Source organism: Pedobacter fastidiosus, assembly GCF_014306625.1.
Lineage (GTDB): Bacteria > Bacteroidota > Bacteroidia > Sphingobacteriales > Sphingobacteriaceae > Pedobacter > Pedobacter fastidiosus.
Window position 1 is genome coordinate 113,659 of sequence record NZ_JACRYL010000015.1, and the last position, 15,741, is coordinate 129,399.

Sequence of the window (15,741 nt, forward strand, 5' to 3'; positions counted from 1 at the left end):
AATATTAGAGATAAATCGTTTACATATTGTAAGTATTTAAAACATCTACATTTCAAATTTGAATTCAGACATAAATTATATTGTTGAGCAACTTCAGCATTTCTTCAGATTCAGTGCGTACATTGTGCAAATTCAAATCATTAATGAACCAAATATTTAAAAGCAGGTATTCAATTTTATTGAGTTTTGTTGCTTATTTCATTATCCTCTCTTTTATCATAAGAAGTATTTTATTCATTTCTGCCGCTCAAAAAGTAGAATTTACGTTTTTCGAAGTCTTAAGATTTTATTTTATAGGATTACTTTACGATTTGGGAACAGGATTAATTCTGACGGCTTTTTACTCCTTATATCTATTAATTATTCCAAATCGATTCTATCAAAAAAAATGGAATAGAATCGTATCTCTTGCTATATTTTTCATATTTCTGATCATTACACTCTTCTCTTTCTTTGCAGAATTAACTTTCTGGCAGGAATTTGAAAGCCGATTTAATTTTATTGCGGTAGATTATCTCATTTACACTTACGAGGTTATTCACAACATTAACGAATCTTATCCATTGCCACTATTAATCGGCGGAATGCTTTTAATCGCCATTGGGGTTACTTACATTTTTCATAAGTTCAAGATATTCAACACAAGTTTCACTAGCCAAACTCGCTTTAAAACAAGACTAGTATTTTCTTCATTATTTATTATTCCGGCCATACTTTTTGCATTAATTGTAAAAAATAGCTGGGCAGAGCAAGGAAACAACAGGTATGTAAATGAGTTAAGCAAATCGGGCATTTATTCTTTCTTTGCAGCATTTAAAAACAATGAACTTAACTATCATGATTTTTATAGTTTAATCGGCAATAAAGATGCTTTTGCATTGGTTAAAAATGAGCTCACCGAAAGCAATACAACTTTTAAAAATGATAGCCTTTCTATATTAAGAAACCTAAAAGGAACAGATTCTGCTTATAAGCCCAATGTAATTATGATTACTGTTGAGAGCTTGAGTGCCGATTTCCTTGCTCATTACGGCAATATGCAAAACATTACCCCGAGGCTAGATTCTTTTGCCAATAACAGCGTATTTTTTAGCAATATGTATGCAACTGGTACGCGTACGGTTAGAGGAATGGAAGCCTTAACATTGGGCATTCCACCTACCCCGGGAAGTAGTATTGTGAGGCGAATGGACAATGAGCATCTTTTTACGGTTGGCCATGTTTTTAAAGATAAAGGTTACATTAACACTTTCTTTTACGGTGGCGATGGCTATTTCGATAACATGAACCACTTTTTTGGCAATAACAGTTACAACATTGTTGATAGAGGAAGAAAACTTTTAAATGAAACTTACGATGGTACAAGAACTCTCATTCCTGATAACGACGTAACTTTTGAAAATGCCTGGGGAATTTGTGATGGAGATATTTTTAATGTAGTGATTAAAGATGCCGATCAGAAATATAAAAAAGGTCAGTTGTTCAATAATTTCATCATGACAACTTCCAACCACAGGCCTTATACTTTTCCTAACAACAAAATAGATCTTGCTTCTGGAAGTAGAGAAGGCGCTGTTAAATATACTGATTACGCTATCGGACAGTTTATTGATCAGATTAAAACTAAACCTTGGTTTAAAAATACGGTGATTATCATCGTAGCCGATCATTGTGCGAGCAGTGCTGGTAAAAACGAAATCGATATTTCTAAATATCAAATTCCCTGTATGATTCTGAATTTGAAGCATACAGAGAAAATGAAAATCTCTAAAATGACTTCTCAAATTGATTTGTTTCCAACTTTATGGAGCTTATTGGGCTGGGATTACACTAGCGAATTTTATGGCAAAAACGTATTGGATAAAAAATATAAGCCCCGTGTTTTCTTAGGAACCTATCAAAAACTGGTTTACATGAAAGGCGATAGTTTGGTTATTTTAAGTCCGCAAAGAAAAGTTGACACTTACTTATACAACAAGGGAAAAAATGAGCAGAAACCTTTTTCACTGCCAAAAACTATTGTTAATCAAGGTATTGCGAACTATCAAACTGCATTTGATCTTTTTAAGGACGGAAAACTGAGGTACTAAAATTTAAAAACCTCGCAAGTTTTAAATCTGCGAGGTTTTAATATTAAGACTAACTAAGAACTATAACTGTTTTTCGAGTTCCTTTTCTATAGTTTTTAAATTGATTGGTTTTACTTCTTTGGCTTTCTTCTCATTTAGGTATTTAACCCCTACTCTTAAAGCTTTCAAGCCCGAAACGCCTTGTAATTCATCCAATTCTAATAGTTCTAAATCATCGTTTAACAAACCTTGATCTTGCATATATTTGATGTATTCCATGTATTCTTTCGCTTCTTCTGCATTAAAATAAACCATAGAAATTTTATGCGGTTGTGTTAAGCGTTCATTTTTGTTTTTGATCAGTACTTTATCAATACGTTTTTTAACAATTTCGTAACGGATATTGTAAGCGCCCTCTACATCAAATCTTCGTTCATCATTCCTAAAGCTAATATCAATGGCATTAGAATGGATAAAAATTAACTGAGTTGTTTCTAATGGTCGTGGCATTTCGCCAATTAAACCTTTAGATAAACGAGCAATTTCTACCATTGATGTTAATTGCCATAATCGGATATTTTTTAAATACAATAAATCAAAAGGTTTTTCAGGAGCAATTTCCTGTCCGATGTAAATATCATATTCAACGCCATCCGTTCTAAACTTTGCAAAATAACAAGGATAGGAAGTTTGAAGATTTTGTTGTGCAGTTTCTAAATATTGACTCACCTCTGTGTTAATCAATTGCATAGAAACCTCAAGCTGTCTCCTATTTTTAAAAGCATCGCCAGTTTCTGGAATAATTACTTCAAAATACTTTTCTATAATCTCTGCAGTTTGAGGGTAATTACCTTTAATAATGGATAAGAAAGGATAAACTTCAGATTCTAAAAACTCGTTAAGTAAATTTTCTTCGTTTGATGATGCAAAATCACCAATGCGTTTAATCCAATCTTTACAGTTGAATAATAATTTATCAGTAAGTTCTAAATAAACATGCTTACGAATGGTTTTCAAGGTGCTGATTAGCGTATTCAACTGAATTCCCATATCATCCTTTAATGCCTTGTTTCGTTCAATAGTAGAATTACGAATATCAATTGCACCAAATAAGGGGTACATATGTTTAAACGTAACGGTTTCTATCTCCTTAAGTTTATGATAGCTTTTATTTTTATTCTGTTGAAGAAAATGCCAAATCGCTTCATTAAATTTCCATTGTACAGAGGGTTGCAAGGCTGTAAATTTATCCATTAGCACTTCATCCATTTTAGCATCAAATTCTTCAATACTGTATTGGAAAAGCTGACCGATTAAAGGCATTGCAGGGCGCAATCTTGATAAAAGTTTATCATCTACCTGCACTTCTTTGCTCGAATAAACTTCTAAAACACCAGCAAGCTGCGTATTGTAATAAATTGGCAAAACAGAATATGAAGAAACTCCAGCAGCCTTTAAAACTCTTAAAAATGGATCTTTATCAATCTTATCATCATTTATAGAACTTACAAAAATCGCCCTTGGGTTTTCTTTATATTTATCTACGAGAGAATAAAAAACCTCTTCTTCTAAGTTGGAAGCTTTAGCCGAATTAATCAGCATACTTTGAGAGAATTCCTTATTATCAAAAACAAGCTTTTTATTAACCGTTAAAAATGGCATTAAACCAAATTCGAGATTTCCATTTCCGCCAAGCGTTTTCAAAGCCTGAATAACATGCGTATAAGCTTCTGTTTGATAATTGTGATTAACCAAAGCATCTCTAATGCCATCAATTGCATGTTGAAGCGTAACATCAGTGATGGAGATTACGCTGAAACCTTCAAAAAGAAAATCCTTTAATGGTAAAACACTATTAAGATATTCTAATTCAGAATTATCTTGAAAATGCTGACCAAGTTCTTCGAAATTAATTTCAGGTAGATCGCCTTTATGCAAAATCTCAACAAATTTGGTATCTGTTTGAATATTGTAATAAGAGGTTAGCTTGGTATCTGGATCTATATGAGCATAAATAATCTCATTTTTTAATACTGAACTGAAATTATAGAAACGGCCTAAAATTAAATTGTAAATAAATTTTAACTGTTTTTTCTCAACAGGGTCGTTATCCTTAGTTACTTTATTTTTCGGATCGTGATCCTTAAAAAATTTGTAAAATGCATTTGTACTGAAGAAAATCTGATCTGGAATTGGCGTACTTAACGCCCAAAAAAGATCATCTTCGTTTGCCATTAAAGGCGTTAGAATTGTAAAAATCAATTCTAATGTATCTTTATATTTCGATAGTTCTTCAGCTTTAATGTTGCCTAAAAGGGCTTCGTTTTTCTGAATTTTTTCTAGCAAAAATCTATAAAATTCTGATTTTACAGATTGCTCTGTTTTTAATCTGGTTTTTAAATATTCCACAAGGGGGCGGAATGACAGATTAGATTCTACCTGGCAATGAATACATTCGTTTTTGTTAATCTGTATTACATTGGTGTTCATTGTATAAGTTTTATAATAGACGTAAAATTAAATGGTGTATGTTATTAATTGCTAATTGTTTACAAAGATACATACACGTTAAACGATTGTTGGTCTGCTTAACGTAATACTTGGATTATCTATCTATAATTATGTTACACAAATTTAGTACCTAAAATTTACAGAAACGTATGGATACCAGCCATCTGTAGAGTGTCCCATCACAAATCGTACAACTGTGAGTGATGCTGGAGCAAAATATACGCCCCCACCTACTCCATGATGCCATGCTGTAGAAGCTTCATCGCGTTTCCAAACCCTGCCCACATCGTAAAACCCTAATAAACCCACCTGCCCTGGCAAAACATAACTTACCAAATCGCCTAGTTTAGCCCTCAGTTCTAAATTATTATAGAACATATTTTCTCCTGCAAATCTAAATTGACGGTAACCCAATAAATTTCCTTGTCCGCCGAGGTAAAGTGCTTGATAAAAAGCGGGTTTACCAACAGTTATACCACCACCAAAACGATCAGCTAGTATAAAAGCTTTTCTACCATCGAGATTTTTATATAAGGAAATACTGGCCGTTAACTGACCGAAAGAATTAGAATATTTGTTTATGCCTTTGTAACCAACCAATTTAAAATCTACATAACTCCCTAAAGTTGGCAATAAATCATTATCACGGGTATTGTTGGTGAAATTTACCGTCGCACCAGCGAACATCTTTTCATTATCAATCGTTAAACTATCAGATGAGTGCAGTTGAGCTGTATTTCTAATAAATCTCCCATCGTTATCATCTGCGTCCAATTTATAATACTGAAAAGATGGGCCAACACTAAATGTAGATTTTGGTCTTCTCCAACGAATCATTGGATCTACCTGATAAAGATTAAATCTGGCACGGTAGTATTTTATATCATCGCCATGTTCATCAAAATGAGTTTCGTTACCCAAACCAAAAAAGTTCTGTGTGTTGTTAGGTGCGTTAGCATCAGCTTTTAAAATGAAATCGCCTTTTCCTAAGGCTTTAAGCCACTCACCTTTGTAATTAAATCTGAAAGCAGAAGTAGAAAACGAGTGTAAGAATGAAATGGTTTGCGAATTGCCATAAGGTTGTTTTCTAAATCCTGGATTAGTTTGTTTATAAACTAAGCCGGCCAATAAACCATCATCATTGTTATACCCTGCATTTAAGTTTAATGAACTTCTACTGTACATATCTTTTGGAATGTAGCTGAAGTTTGAGGTGTCGTTTGAAATAATCTTTCTAACCTTATCTGCATCTTCTCCTTTGTATGTGGCCTTATCTTTTCTACCATAAAGTTTTACAGAAGCATTTGTATTTTCAAAATCGTAGTATTTAGTTCCTTTACCACCAATTATGCGAAGTTTTATATTCGAAGTTTTGTTGTTCAAAATTGAACTATCATTACCATTGTGCATGTAAACGCGGATTTCTTTGGTCACCTTCGGATCAAAAACACGGTTAAATAATTCTTCCTTAATATTTCCTTCTTTCGAAATTTTATTGATTTTAATGGCCATTCCATTATCTGGGCCATCAGAAATATTGATAAGCTCATTTTTATTGGTCACTTCGATATCTACAATCCGATTAAAGAAATGATAATAATCATTCATCATCTTCGGCAACATCTCGATTCTTTTTTTCATTTGCGCTAAAAGCTCATCGTGATGCAAAGAATAGCTCGGCTCAGGAAGTTTCCTCAATGCTTTTTCAAAAACAGCATCATTGTATTTTGAACAGAAATCTTTAACAGTTTTATCCCATTCTTCCTCGCTGATGTTTGCTGTCCACCGACTGCTAATCTCTCTTCCCTCCCATAAAAACCAATCAATTCTATTAATATCCCTTTCGTATCCCTGCATCATTGGCAAAAGTGAAGAGGTTTGTGTAAAGCGCTGTAAAAAACCATCAGCTCTAAAGAAAACCTGATCCCGATCTCGTGGAATTGGTGTGTAATGTGAGCCACCATCCTTTTTAGTTTCTTTCCAACGCCACTGGTCTTCGTGCCTATCCCAATCTCCTAGCAAAACATCTAGCGATCTTGCCCTTAACCAAGCTGGCCCATCCAAAGTATTGTCGTTATCATCGGTAAGCTTCTTATCCATTTTTGGAGAGCTGTCTGATTCGCCTACAGGTTCTCTTTCTTCCAACAAGCATAATGTATTGGCAAAAGCAGGCTCAAATTCGCCTAAATTATCATCAGGAGAAACCCAACCGATGATCGGATTAGTATGTGGAACCCCACCAGCTTTTGCAAGTTCTGGTACAACAAGAGCAGAAAACGGGTGTTGTGCAGACATATTATCCTTAATAATATCCTTTGCAAAGGTTTCTCTGAGCTGTGCGGGTAAAAGCACTTCAGGATATTTTTCTACACTGCGAAGCACATATTCCTTACCATCTTTGTCCTCCAAACGAAGAGAGCGAGATTGATTTCCGCCACCTCGCTGTGTGGCTTTTAATCCACCAAAAAGTTTTGAAACCCTTAATACGGGAACGGTAGTTTTTTGCGCATATTCTTTACGATAATTTTCTCCAAAAACATATCTATGGAAACGGCCAACGCTATCATATTCGGGTTTTATTCTAACAGTGATACTATCCGCTAAAATTGGTTTATCCCTCGCCCTAACCTTTTGAGTAATGGTTTCAAATTTCTTTGTATAAGTAAAAACAAGCTTAACGCCAGAATCTGCATAGATATAATATTCATAGCGCATATCATTATTCATTAATTGATCAGCAACCACATAACCTTGTTGCATTTCATGAAATAGAGAGTTTTTGCCTTCTTTATTTGGAGAGACTTTAGAGCCGGCACCGCTGATTATTTGAAGTTGCTTACTTTTTATTAGTTGCAAGCCATGTTCGTGACCAGCAACATAGGTTACGTTAGGATAATCTCCAAAAACACCATTAACAGATTTAATCATGTCTTTATAAGCAGGATGATTTAAATCTTCGGGGCTTAACAAAGTAGACCGTAAAATGGGATAAACTGACCCAAGAACCGGCATTGGGATATAAAAGTTTTTATTGAGCGATGTTAATGGGAATAGGTGGTTCCTTAAATTAAAATATCCACCGTGTGGGCCATAACTTTGAAATGGATGATGTGAAGCCAAGAGAATAACTTTACCTTTATTTTGCTCTAGCAACTCTTCCATTTTCACCAAGACTTCGTCTTTGGTTCTGCAGTCGCATTCGCCAGCCGAATTTTGTTTATTATATGGAAAAAGCCACCATTCACTATCGTAAGCAATGATGGTTAGTTTATCCGTAAGTTGGATGGCAACTGGATCGGGGCAACCATTTTGCGGAAGTAATTTTAGTAAGGGATCGTTTTGCGCTTTTAAAAAATCATCCTGAGCTTTAATTTTAGCCAAACCTTTAGGTCCAGATTTATCCCAATCGTGATTACCGGGAACAAAATAAACCGCAGCGCCCATTTTGCGCATTGGTTCATATTGCGATTGAAGAATTTTCTTGGTGTCTTCTTCCTCTATACTTCCTGGCAAACCCATTCCTGTTGGGTAAATGTTATCGCCGAGATAAATTACTGTGGTTTTTTTTGGAATAATCTGTTTTGCTGCGTTTTTTAAATCCTGCATTTGACCAGGATTCATTTCTCCGGCATCGCCGAATAAAATTACACGGTATTTAACATCACTTTGTGCTGAGGCAGTGAAATAAAGTAAAAATAAGAATGAAAATAGGGTAAAATTTTTAATCATAGCCTAGCATTTATCGGTATTTGGAAACCTAAATTTACGGTTTCTTATGTTTAAACATTAAAATATTTCCAGCGGCTAAAGTACCACCTTCATTTGAGATATAAAGGTTGTTGTCTTTATCAAAAGCAATTCCTTCAGGTTGGTTAAATAAGCTTCCGTCTAAAGGATAAGTCGCTTTTACTTTAAAATTCTCATCGGTAACCACCAATAATTTATTTACCGAAGAAAGCACGTACCATTCATTAGTTTGCGGGTTCTTGGCCATTGCAGAAGGACGGAATCTTGTTTTATCGCTTCCTGAAGATGCGGCAATTTCTTTGTGCGATAAGCCAAATTCGCCACTTGATTTTAAAGAACCATCTGCAGCAAAACTAAATGCATAAATGCTAGATTTTTTCGCCTTAGAATCTGGTTTACTGTCTTTAGTTAAAATGTAAATTAAACCTGCTTTTTCATCTGCAGCCAAACCTTCATATTCCGCTTTCGGAACCAAATCTTTTGTTTTAACAACATCTACAATCTCTGGTTTATTAATTTCTGAAATAGGAAAAGTATGCAATTCACCATTACTTTTTAACACAACTACATGATCTTTAATAATTGTTAAATCTTCATAATCGCCTTTGCCACCAAACTTTGTAAACTTAGATTCTTTATCACTTAAACCCAGGTGAAATAAATCTCCATCTTCATCCTGAATGGCAAAAACCTCTTTCGGATCGCCGTTATGAAAAACAATGCCAGAGATTTCGAAAAGATTGTGCGGCATATTGTATTTTACCGGATTTTTTAAATCGTAAGGAAAGTCAGCTTTTGGCTGATCAGCCTGCGTGGCTGTTTCGCCATCTTTATGTTCTGCATTAACGCAAGAAATACCGAAAAAGGCAATAGCTGTTAAAACAAGGATAAACGATCTGGTGATTTTTGTGTGTTTCATAAGAATGCTTTAAATTTTGTTTTTTAAATATTGATAAATTTCTTTTTGAGATTCAATCTGAACTTTTCCCATTTCGACAGGAATATTGTTCATGTGCTCATTAATAATAACAGCCTGAACGTTGTCCTGTTTTTGAAGATTGAGAATATCTAATATTTCAGCTTTAATTTTCTGATCGTAAATTGGAAAACAAACTTCAATTCTGCGGTAAATATTTCTGTTCATCCAATCTGCCGAGCCCAAATACACTTCTTCTTTACCCAAATTGTGGAATACAAAAATACGACCGTGTTCTAAATAGCGGTCTACAATTCTGGTAATCTTAATGTTTTCGCTCATTCCAGCAACCCCAGGAATTAACCTGCAAATGCTTCTCACAATCATATCGATTTTAACTCCAGCCTCTGATGCCTCATAAAGCTTATTAATCAAAACCTTCTCTTCCAGATTGTTCATTTTAATGGTTATAGAGGCAGGCTTGCCCATTTTGGCATGATCAATTTCTCTATCAATTAAATTTAAAAATGCCTGTTGAAGATTAAATTGCGCAACCAATAAGTGCTTAAACTTGATTAAATCGGGAGATGTAGGTTTCTCTCTTTTGCGTAGAAAGATAAACAGCAATTCAACCTCACGTAGCATTTCCTTATTAGCCGTCATTAAAATATGATCGGTGTAAAAAGCTGCTGTGCTTTCGTTAAAATTTCCGGTTGCAAAAAGACCAACGTTACGGGTTCTATTACCGATTTTCCTTTTTACCAAAGCAACCTTTGCGTGAACTTTAAGTGCAGTAACGCTATAAATGATCTCAACACCAACGGCCTTCATTTTCTTGGCCCATTTAATGTTGTTTGCTTCATCAAAACGGGCTTTAAGCTCTACTAAAACAGAAACTTTTTTGCCATTTTTTGCTGCGCTGATTAAAGCATTCACGATTTTAGAATCGCTGGCAACGCGATAAAGCGTTACGCAAATTTCTTCTACCGTTGCATCAACCGCAGCCTCATTAAAAAAGCGTAAAATGCTATCGTAACTTTGGTAAGGCGTATGAATAATGATATCGTTCTTGTAAATTTCTTCGGTTAAAGTTTTTTCAATACCATCAGTATTACAGATTTTAGGCCATTTATCATTGGATAAATTTGGTAGACTTACCGGAAAAGACATAAAATCTTTAAGGTTATGATATTGCCCGCCTTCTACCATATTGGCTTTTTTTAAATTAAAAAGCTTTTTGAGAAGATCTAAAACATCAGCTGGAATTCCTGGCTGGTGGAGAAAACGAGTAGCCAAACCAAAATCTCTTTTTAAAAGCTGTTTTTCAAGCTGATCGGATAAGCTTCCCGAATATTCATCCTTCAAATCAATTTCCGCATCTCTGGTTACTTTAAAACTAAAGCACCCTAAAACTTCATCATTTGGAAAAATATAATTGAGATGATTGCGAACAATATCATCCAAGAAGACAATAAAAGTTTCTTTATTCTGCTCGATTTTTAAAAAACGTGGAAGTTCGTTTGATGGAATATTTAAAATAACAGCCTTAGATTTCGCTTCACTTTTTAGGTTAACCAGAAAATAAAGTTCGTTATTGGATGGAAAAAAATTCGTAGTGTCATCAACATAAACAGGTTGCAAAAATGCCATCACCTGACTTAAAAAAAATCGGGTTACTTCCTTTTTAATCTCGTCTGGGAAAACCTCAGCATAAATTAAATTGATATGATTCTTTTTAAGCTGTGGGATAATATCGGTTTTCAAAACTAGGCCATAACGTTGCTGTTGATCGGAAATAAGCTGATTTGCAGTAATTAAAAGATCATCTTCTATCTGAATATCGTTATTTTCTTTGTTGCTTAACTTTTCCAATGCCAAGAGAACTGGCATTCTTACCCGATAAAATTCATCGAGATTGGAAGAAAAAATAGATAGAAACTTTATTCGCTCCAAAAGTGGAACTGTATTTCTCTCGGCCTCAACCAAAATACGGTCGTTAAATTTTAGCCAGCTTAAATCTCTGTTAAAAAAGGATGTTGCAATCATTTGCTCCGTTAAAGTTTACCGTAAACTGCGTATGCAATAACAAAAGCGAATACTGCGGCAATTAATCCAAACATGAAAATATTGTAGGCCAAACGAATTAATTTATACTTTCTCCCTAAAACCACACCTTGAGAATAAACATCGGTAATTAATGTTCCGTAAAGAAAATCGTTGTCATTCATTACCTTAATCATTCCTTCGGTATAACTTGGCAAGCTCATTTTATAAAAATTACCGAAGAAAAGTAAATTAACTTTCTTATTATCCATATCTTCTTGTGTAAACTCTCCTTTTGGAATTGATGGACGGGTTGATAAAATAGATACCACCACGCAGGTTAAACTCACCATTAAGAGGATAAAAGTTGGAATAATTAGGTTTCCATGATCTTCTAAACGCCTTAATAGTAAACTCACAATTAAGGAAAGCATAATGGAATTTACAGTAATTAAAATGTGCGCCTTATTATCGGCCATATCGCTTAATCGCTGATTATTGGCAGATGTAATTCTGAACATCGTTTCAATTCCTTTGTCGGGTCTACTGTCTTTATCCTTTTTCTTACCCTTTTTAACAACCTCTGGAGCAAAGTTTTTAGGCTCTTCTATTTCCGTAGCAATTACTTCTTGAACTGTTAATTTACTTTTAAGCTTCTCGATATTTTTCTGTTTTTGATCGTTCAGCAATAAGTTGGCATAATCGGTATGGTAATGATGGGATTCCATAAACTGAATATCTCTTTTGCGCCATTCTTTTTTATTGATGTCTTTTTTGTAAATCAGCTCTACTTCTTTGTGCATCAACTTACCCTTATCCCTAAAATCGACTAATCCTAAATGAAAAAGATCCGCATCGCATAAAATTTTATCCAATTCAGTATTCGGATTTTGAGGAATTTTAGTGCTTAAAATTGCTTCAGATACACTTTTCCTAACTTCTTCCTTAACCTTATGTTTTTCTAAATATAAATCTGCAAGCTCAGCACCTTTGGTTTCATGATTAAGGGCATCTTCAAAATATCCTGTATCGTGAAAATAAGCTGCAACTGTAACAATAAAAAAATCTTCCTCGCTTAATTGATAGTGATTAGCAATTTGCTGTGCTGCATTTACAACTTCCTTAGTGTGTTTATAATTGTGGTAAACTAATCGAGGATCGCTATGGGTATCGAAGTATTTGCTAACGTGTTGCTCAACATCTTCTTGGAGTTGCTTATAATTCATGAGCATGTATTTTGACAATGGTTTTAGTTAAAGGGATTGGTATCATTTAAATCTGTATATAATTTATATAACGAGGATAAAATTACGCTAATTTTCACAAAAAAAACACGTGGTAGTGCTATCAGTAATAATGCCAGTATTATTTTACAATATGGTTATTTGTTTACGTTTATAATGAGGCATTTATTAATTTTAATTGTTTTTAGAAGCAATCTGATTTTGGCTAGATTTGCGTATTTCTCCTAAACAATGAATTGATTAATAGGTTTAAACAAGTATTAATTAAATCTCATTTTGCAATTAATCGACTGAAAATGAGATTATATTTATTTTTTTCGATTTTTAGAGAAAATCTTTTTCCTAAATTGAATGCAAATTTGTAACATTGCACTCGCAAAAAACATATGTTTTTTCCGGGGCCTATAGCTCAGTTGGTTAGAGTAGAAGACTCATAATCTTTTGGTCGCTGGTTCGAGCCCAGCTGGGCCCACAAACAAAAATCACCTCTTGAGATATCCTCAAGGGGTTTTTTTATACCTCTACAGTGCCAAAAACGGCCTTTAAAGATACTTGATCTTAAATCCCCATTAAGTTCAAGCGTTAGGTTCAGCAGCTTTTTTTGCTTAATTTAGTTCATCTCGCTTAATAAATACTTACAAATTTTTGAAAGATTAGGGATTCGCTTAATAAATACTTACAAAAAAACTAGCATAATGATAACAATTTCTGCAACCATATTAGCTGCAAATCAAAAGAAAGACGGCACCTGGAATGTTAAGATTAGGATATGGCATAATGGGAAACCAGCCTATATTGACACGAACCACTTTGTCGTGGAAAAGCAACTTAGCAGAAGGAAAGATAGTAAAACACTAATACTAAAGGATACATTTATTATTGACAGAATTGCACCACAATTAAAAAACTATCGTGATTGGGTTAGTACAAATAATGAACTTCTATCAGCTTTAAATGCAAAACAGGTAAAAGAGAGGCTGTTGGAAATCGATACGCCTCGAGAAGAAATTGTTATTGATTTTTTAAAATTCTGTAACGAGTTCCTAACGAAAAAACTAGCCACACCAAAAGCAAGTAGTGCAAAAACCTTAATCACTGTCAGAAATAGTCTTATTGATTATTTTAAAACACCGATCATTCCAATTATTGAAATAAACTATAATTTCCTTAAAAAATATGAAGAATTTCTTCGTAGCAGTAGAGAGCTCACTAGAAATAACCATGGTGGAAAATCAATAACCTATACTCAAAAAGGCTTATCAGATGCAGGATTGCACAATCATATGCGGGATCTACGACTATTGTTTAACGAAGCTCGAAACCAGTACAATGATGAAGACTTAGGTATATTAAAGATTCCTCACTATCCTTTCAAAAAATATAAGGTGGGTACTCCCCCAATCACCCAGCATAGGGATAGACCTGTGCACGAAATTATCAAGATAAGAGATTGCAATGTTCAACTTGACTCAAGAGCAGAATTAGCACGCGATTTATGTATGCTATCAATATATCTTCTCGGTATGAATGCGGCAGACCTATATGAGCTTAAGCCATTTACCTCAGCAAAGAGGATAAATTACAACAGGGCAAAAACCAGAGGAAAAAGGAAAGACAATGCCTTCTTCAGTGTGAAAGTAATCAAGGAAGCCATACCTCTTTTAAAAAAATACGCGGGAAAATTAAATGTCCGCTACGCCAATACCGGAAGCTTAAATGCTGCCCTCGATAAGGGGCTAAAAACAGTAAGCGAAATAACTGGCATAACAGATATTGACTTTTATGATATGAGGCACTGTATCGGAACCTGGGCAAGACGGAAATGTGGTTATAGCAAGGATGATGTCGCTGAAGCCTTGAATCAGACCGACAGAACCGTTACAGATATATACATCGCTCAGGACTGGAGCCTGATAGACAGAATACAAGAAGATATTATAGCACTACTTAAAAACCCAAATTCAAATTAGGAGTTTAGTCCTTAAATTTGATTATCCGACTACAAATTCGAATCAATGAGTTATCTTATTTTAGTTTAAATTGCTTTTCAGCTAAAAAACTTAAAACAAACTGTTTTTCACCTGTGTAAGGAAAAGAAATCCTAGCTCGTATGCGTACATAAGAACTAATATGTCTCCTACATTTTTCTCACGTATATATTTTACTGAGGGAGCATTTTTTTTGAGGGTTTTTCGGGGAAGGACTGATGAGAGCTGATAAGCATGCGGCTGGTTGTTTAAAGTTCTTTGATGATGAAAGACAAAAAAAGCCATAATTTGACTTTGCAGTCTGGAGAAGGGTATATATTCTAAATAAAAATAAAAACGGTCACATTATATAAAATGTTTTTTAAGCTTAATCGCAATGTTCACTATGAAAATTTCCCCAGGTTGAATGCTGAAATTGAATGAAAAATCAGATCCATAAGCGCTACTCAGTCTCTCTTTAACATTATTCAGTCCACTATTTGTTTTTGGTATGCTCAGTGGTAAACACCAATTTTGAGGTCATATCTCTGATCAACTTGGCCAATTCGATGCCCGAAATCTCAGGCATATCGACATCGAGCAGAATGAGATCCAGACGGTCAGCAGAACGAATAATTCTTAAGGCCTCCACCGGGTTTGTGTAGCATCCGGCCAAGTCATATTAGAGCTAAAAAACATAATTAAATAAAATTTCCAAAATCGAAGAGTCCAGATAAAAAAAATATGCTGGGGAGATAGTTCCGAATTTTATCCACATCCCTGAAAAACAATCAATATGCCTGAGGTCTATGGATGATGCCTGTTAGCAGGGTAGAACTATGATAGGTATTGGGCAGAACAGGGTCTTTCCAACATATATCAGCCTATTTTTCAAGTGCTTTGTCCTTTTGATTTTGATTATTAAACCATTTGGATAGATGGCTCTTATTTGAAAGTTCAAAGATTCTTTCGCTCAATAGCCCGGCTTCTTTTGTTATACCCGCAGGAAAGTTCATAAGTTCAAGAATCTTCACGGCATTTCTAGTTTTGAGAGGGCCAGTTTTTATTTGATGATCAAAATAGAGCATGTTGTCTTTAACCGTTTCGGTAAAGTGATAAAGCTCATAGTCCGTCTCGAGTAAATTAATAAGTTCGATGTCATGGGTGGATTGGATAAACCGCTTCAAATTGACCCCTCTTCGCCAATCTAAAAAGTTCCCCTTAGCCGAGTTAATTTGATAAGG

9 protein-coding genes and 1 tRNA gene are annotated in these 15,741 nt (G+C 34.6%); 3 read left to right on the forward strand and 7 right to left on the reverse strand.

Going from position 1 to position 15,741, the window contains the following annotated elements:
* The first annotated feature begins 143 nt into the window (after positions 1–143).
* A complete protein-coding gene (locus tag H7U22_RS16710) occupies positions 144–2,090 on the forward strand; it encodes an LTA synthase family protein (protein ID WP_187072483.1) in 1,947 nt (648 codons plus the stop codon).
* A 60-nt stretch (positions 2,091–2,150) separates the two neighbouring features.
* Here H7U22_RS16710 and H7U22_RS16715 read toward each other — a convergent pair whose 3' ends face one another.
* The 5 genes from H7U22_RS16715 to H7U22_RS16735 all read right to left on the reverse strand — a co-directional run bounded on the left by H7U22_RS16715 (position 2,151) and on the right by H7U22_RS16735 (position 12,512).
* Positions 2,151–4,559 (reverse strand): GAF domain-containing protein, encoded by a 2,409-nt coding sequence (locus H7U22_RS16715; RefSeq protein ID WP_187072484.1) that lies wholly within the window; start codon positions 4,557–4,559, stop codon positions 2,151–2,153.
* Between the two features lie 144 nt (positions 4,560–4,703).
* Positions 4,704–8,309 carry a BamA/TamA family outer membrane protein gene (locus H7U22_RS16720; RefSeq protein ID WP_187072485.1) on the reverse strand — a complete coding sequence of 1,202 codons (3,606 nt, stop codon included), beginning with the start codon at positions 8,307–8,309 and terminating at the stop codon, positions 4,704–4,706.
* Between the two features lie 34 nt (positions 8,310–8,343).
* A complete protein-coding gene (locus tag H7U22_RS16725; protein WP_187072486.1) occupies positions 8,344–9,246 on the reverse strand; it encodes an SdiA-regulated domain-containing protein in 903 nt (300 codons plus the stop codon).
* Positions 9,247–9,255: 9 nt separating this feature from the next.
* Positions 9,256–11,289, reverse strand: coding sequence for a polyphosphate kinase 1 (ppk1, locus tag H7U22_RS16730; protein WP_187072487.1), 2,034 nt, complete (start codon positions 11,287–11,289; stop codon positions 9,256–9,258).
* An 8-nt stretch (positions 11,290–11,297) separates the two neighbouring features.
* On the reverse strand, positions 11,298–12,512 hold the full coding sequence (locus H7U22_RS16735) for a Pycsar system effector family protein (protein WP_187072488.1): 1,215 nt from the start codon (positions 12,510–12,512) through the stop codon (positions 11,298–11,300).
* A gap of 416 nt (positions 12,513–12,928) precedes the next feature.
* Between H7U22_RS16735 and H7U22_RS16740 the strand changes: the two genes are divergently transcribed.
* A tRNA-Ile gene (locus H7U22_RS16740) sits at positions 12,929–13,002 on the forward strand.
* A 223-nt stretch (positions 13,003–13,225) separates the two neighbouring features.
* Entirely contained in the window at positions 13,226–14,500 is a 1,275-nt protein-coding gene (locus tag H7U22_RS16745; RefSeq protein WP_187072489.1) for a site-specific integrase, read from the forward strand.
* Positions 14,501–14,993: 493 nt separating this feature from the next.
* Here H7U22_RS16745 and H7U22_RS23495 read toward each other — a convergent pair whose 3' ends face one another.
* On the reverse strand, positions 14,994–15,149 hold the full coding sequence (locus tag H7U22_RS23495; protein WP_187072490.1) for a response regulator: 156 nt from the start codon (positions 15,147–15,149) through the stop codon (positions 14,994–14,996).
* Between the two features lie 232 nt (positions 15,150–15,381).
* A partial coding sequence (locus H7U22_RS16755) for a P-loop NTPase family protein (protein ID WP_222621886.1) occupies positions 15,382–15,741 on the reverse strand: 360 nt, incomplete at its 5' end.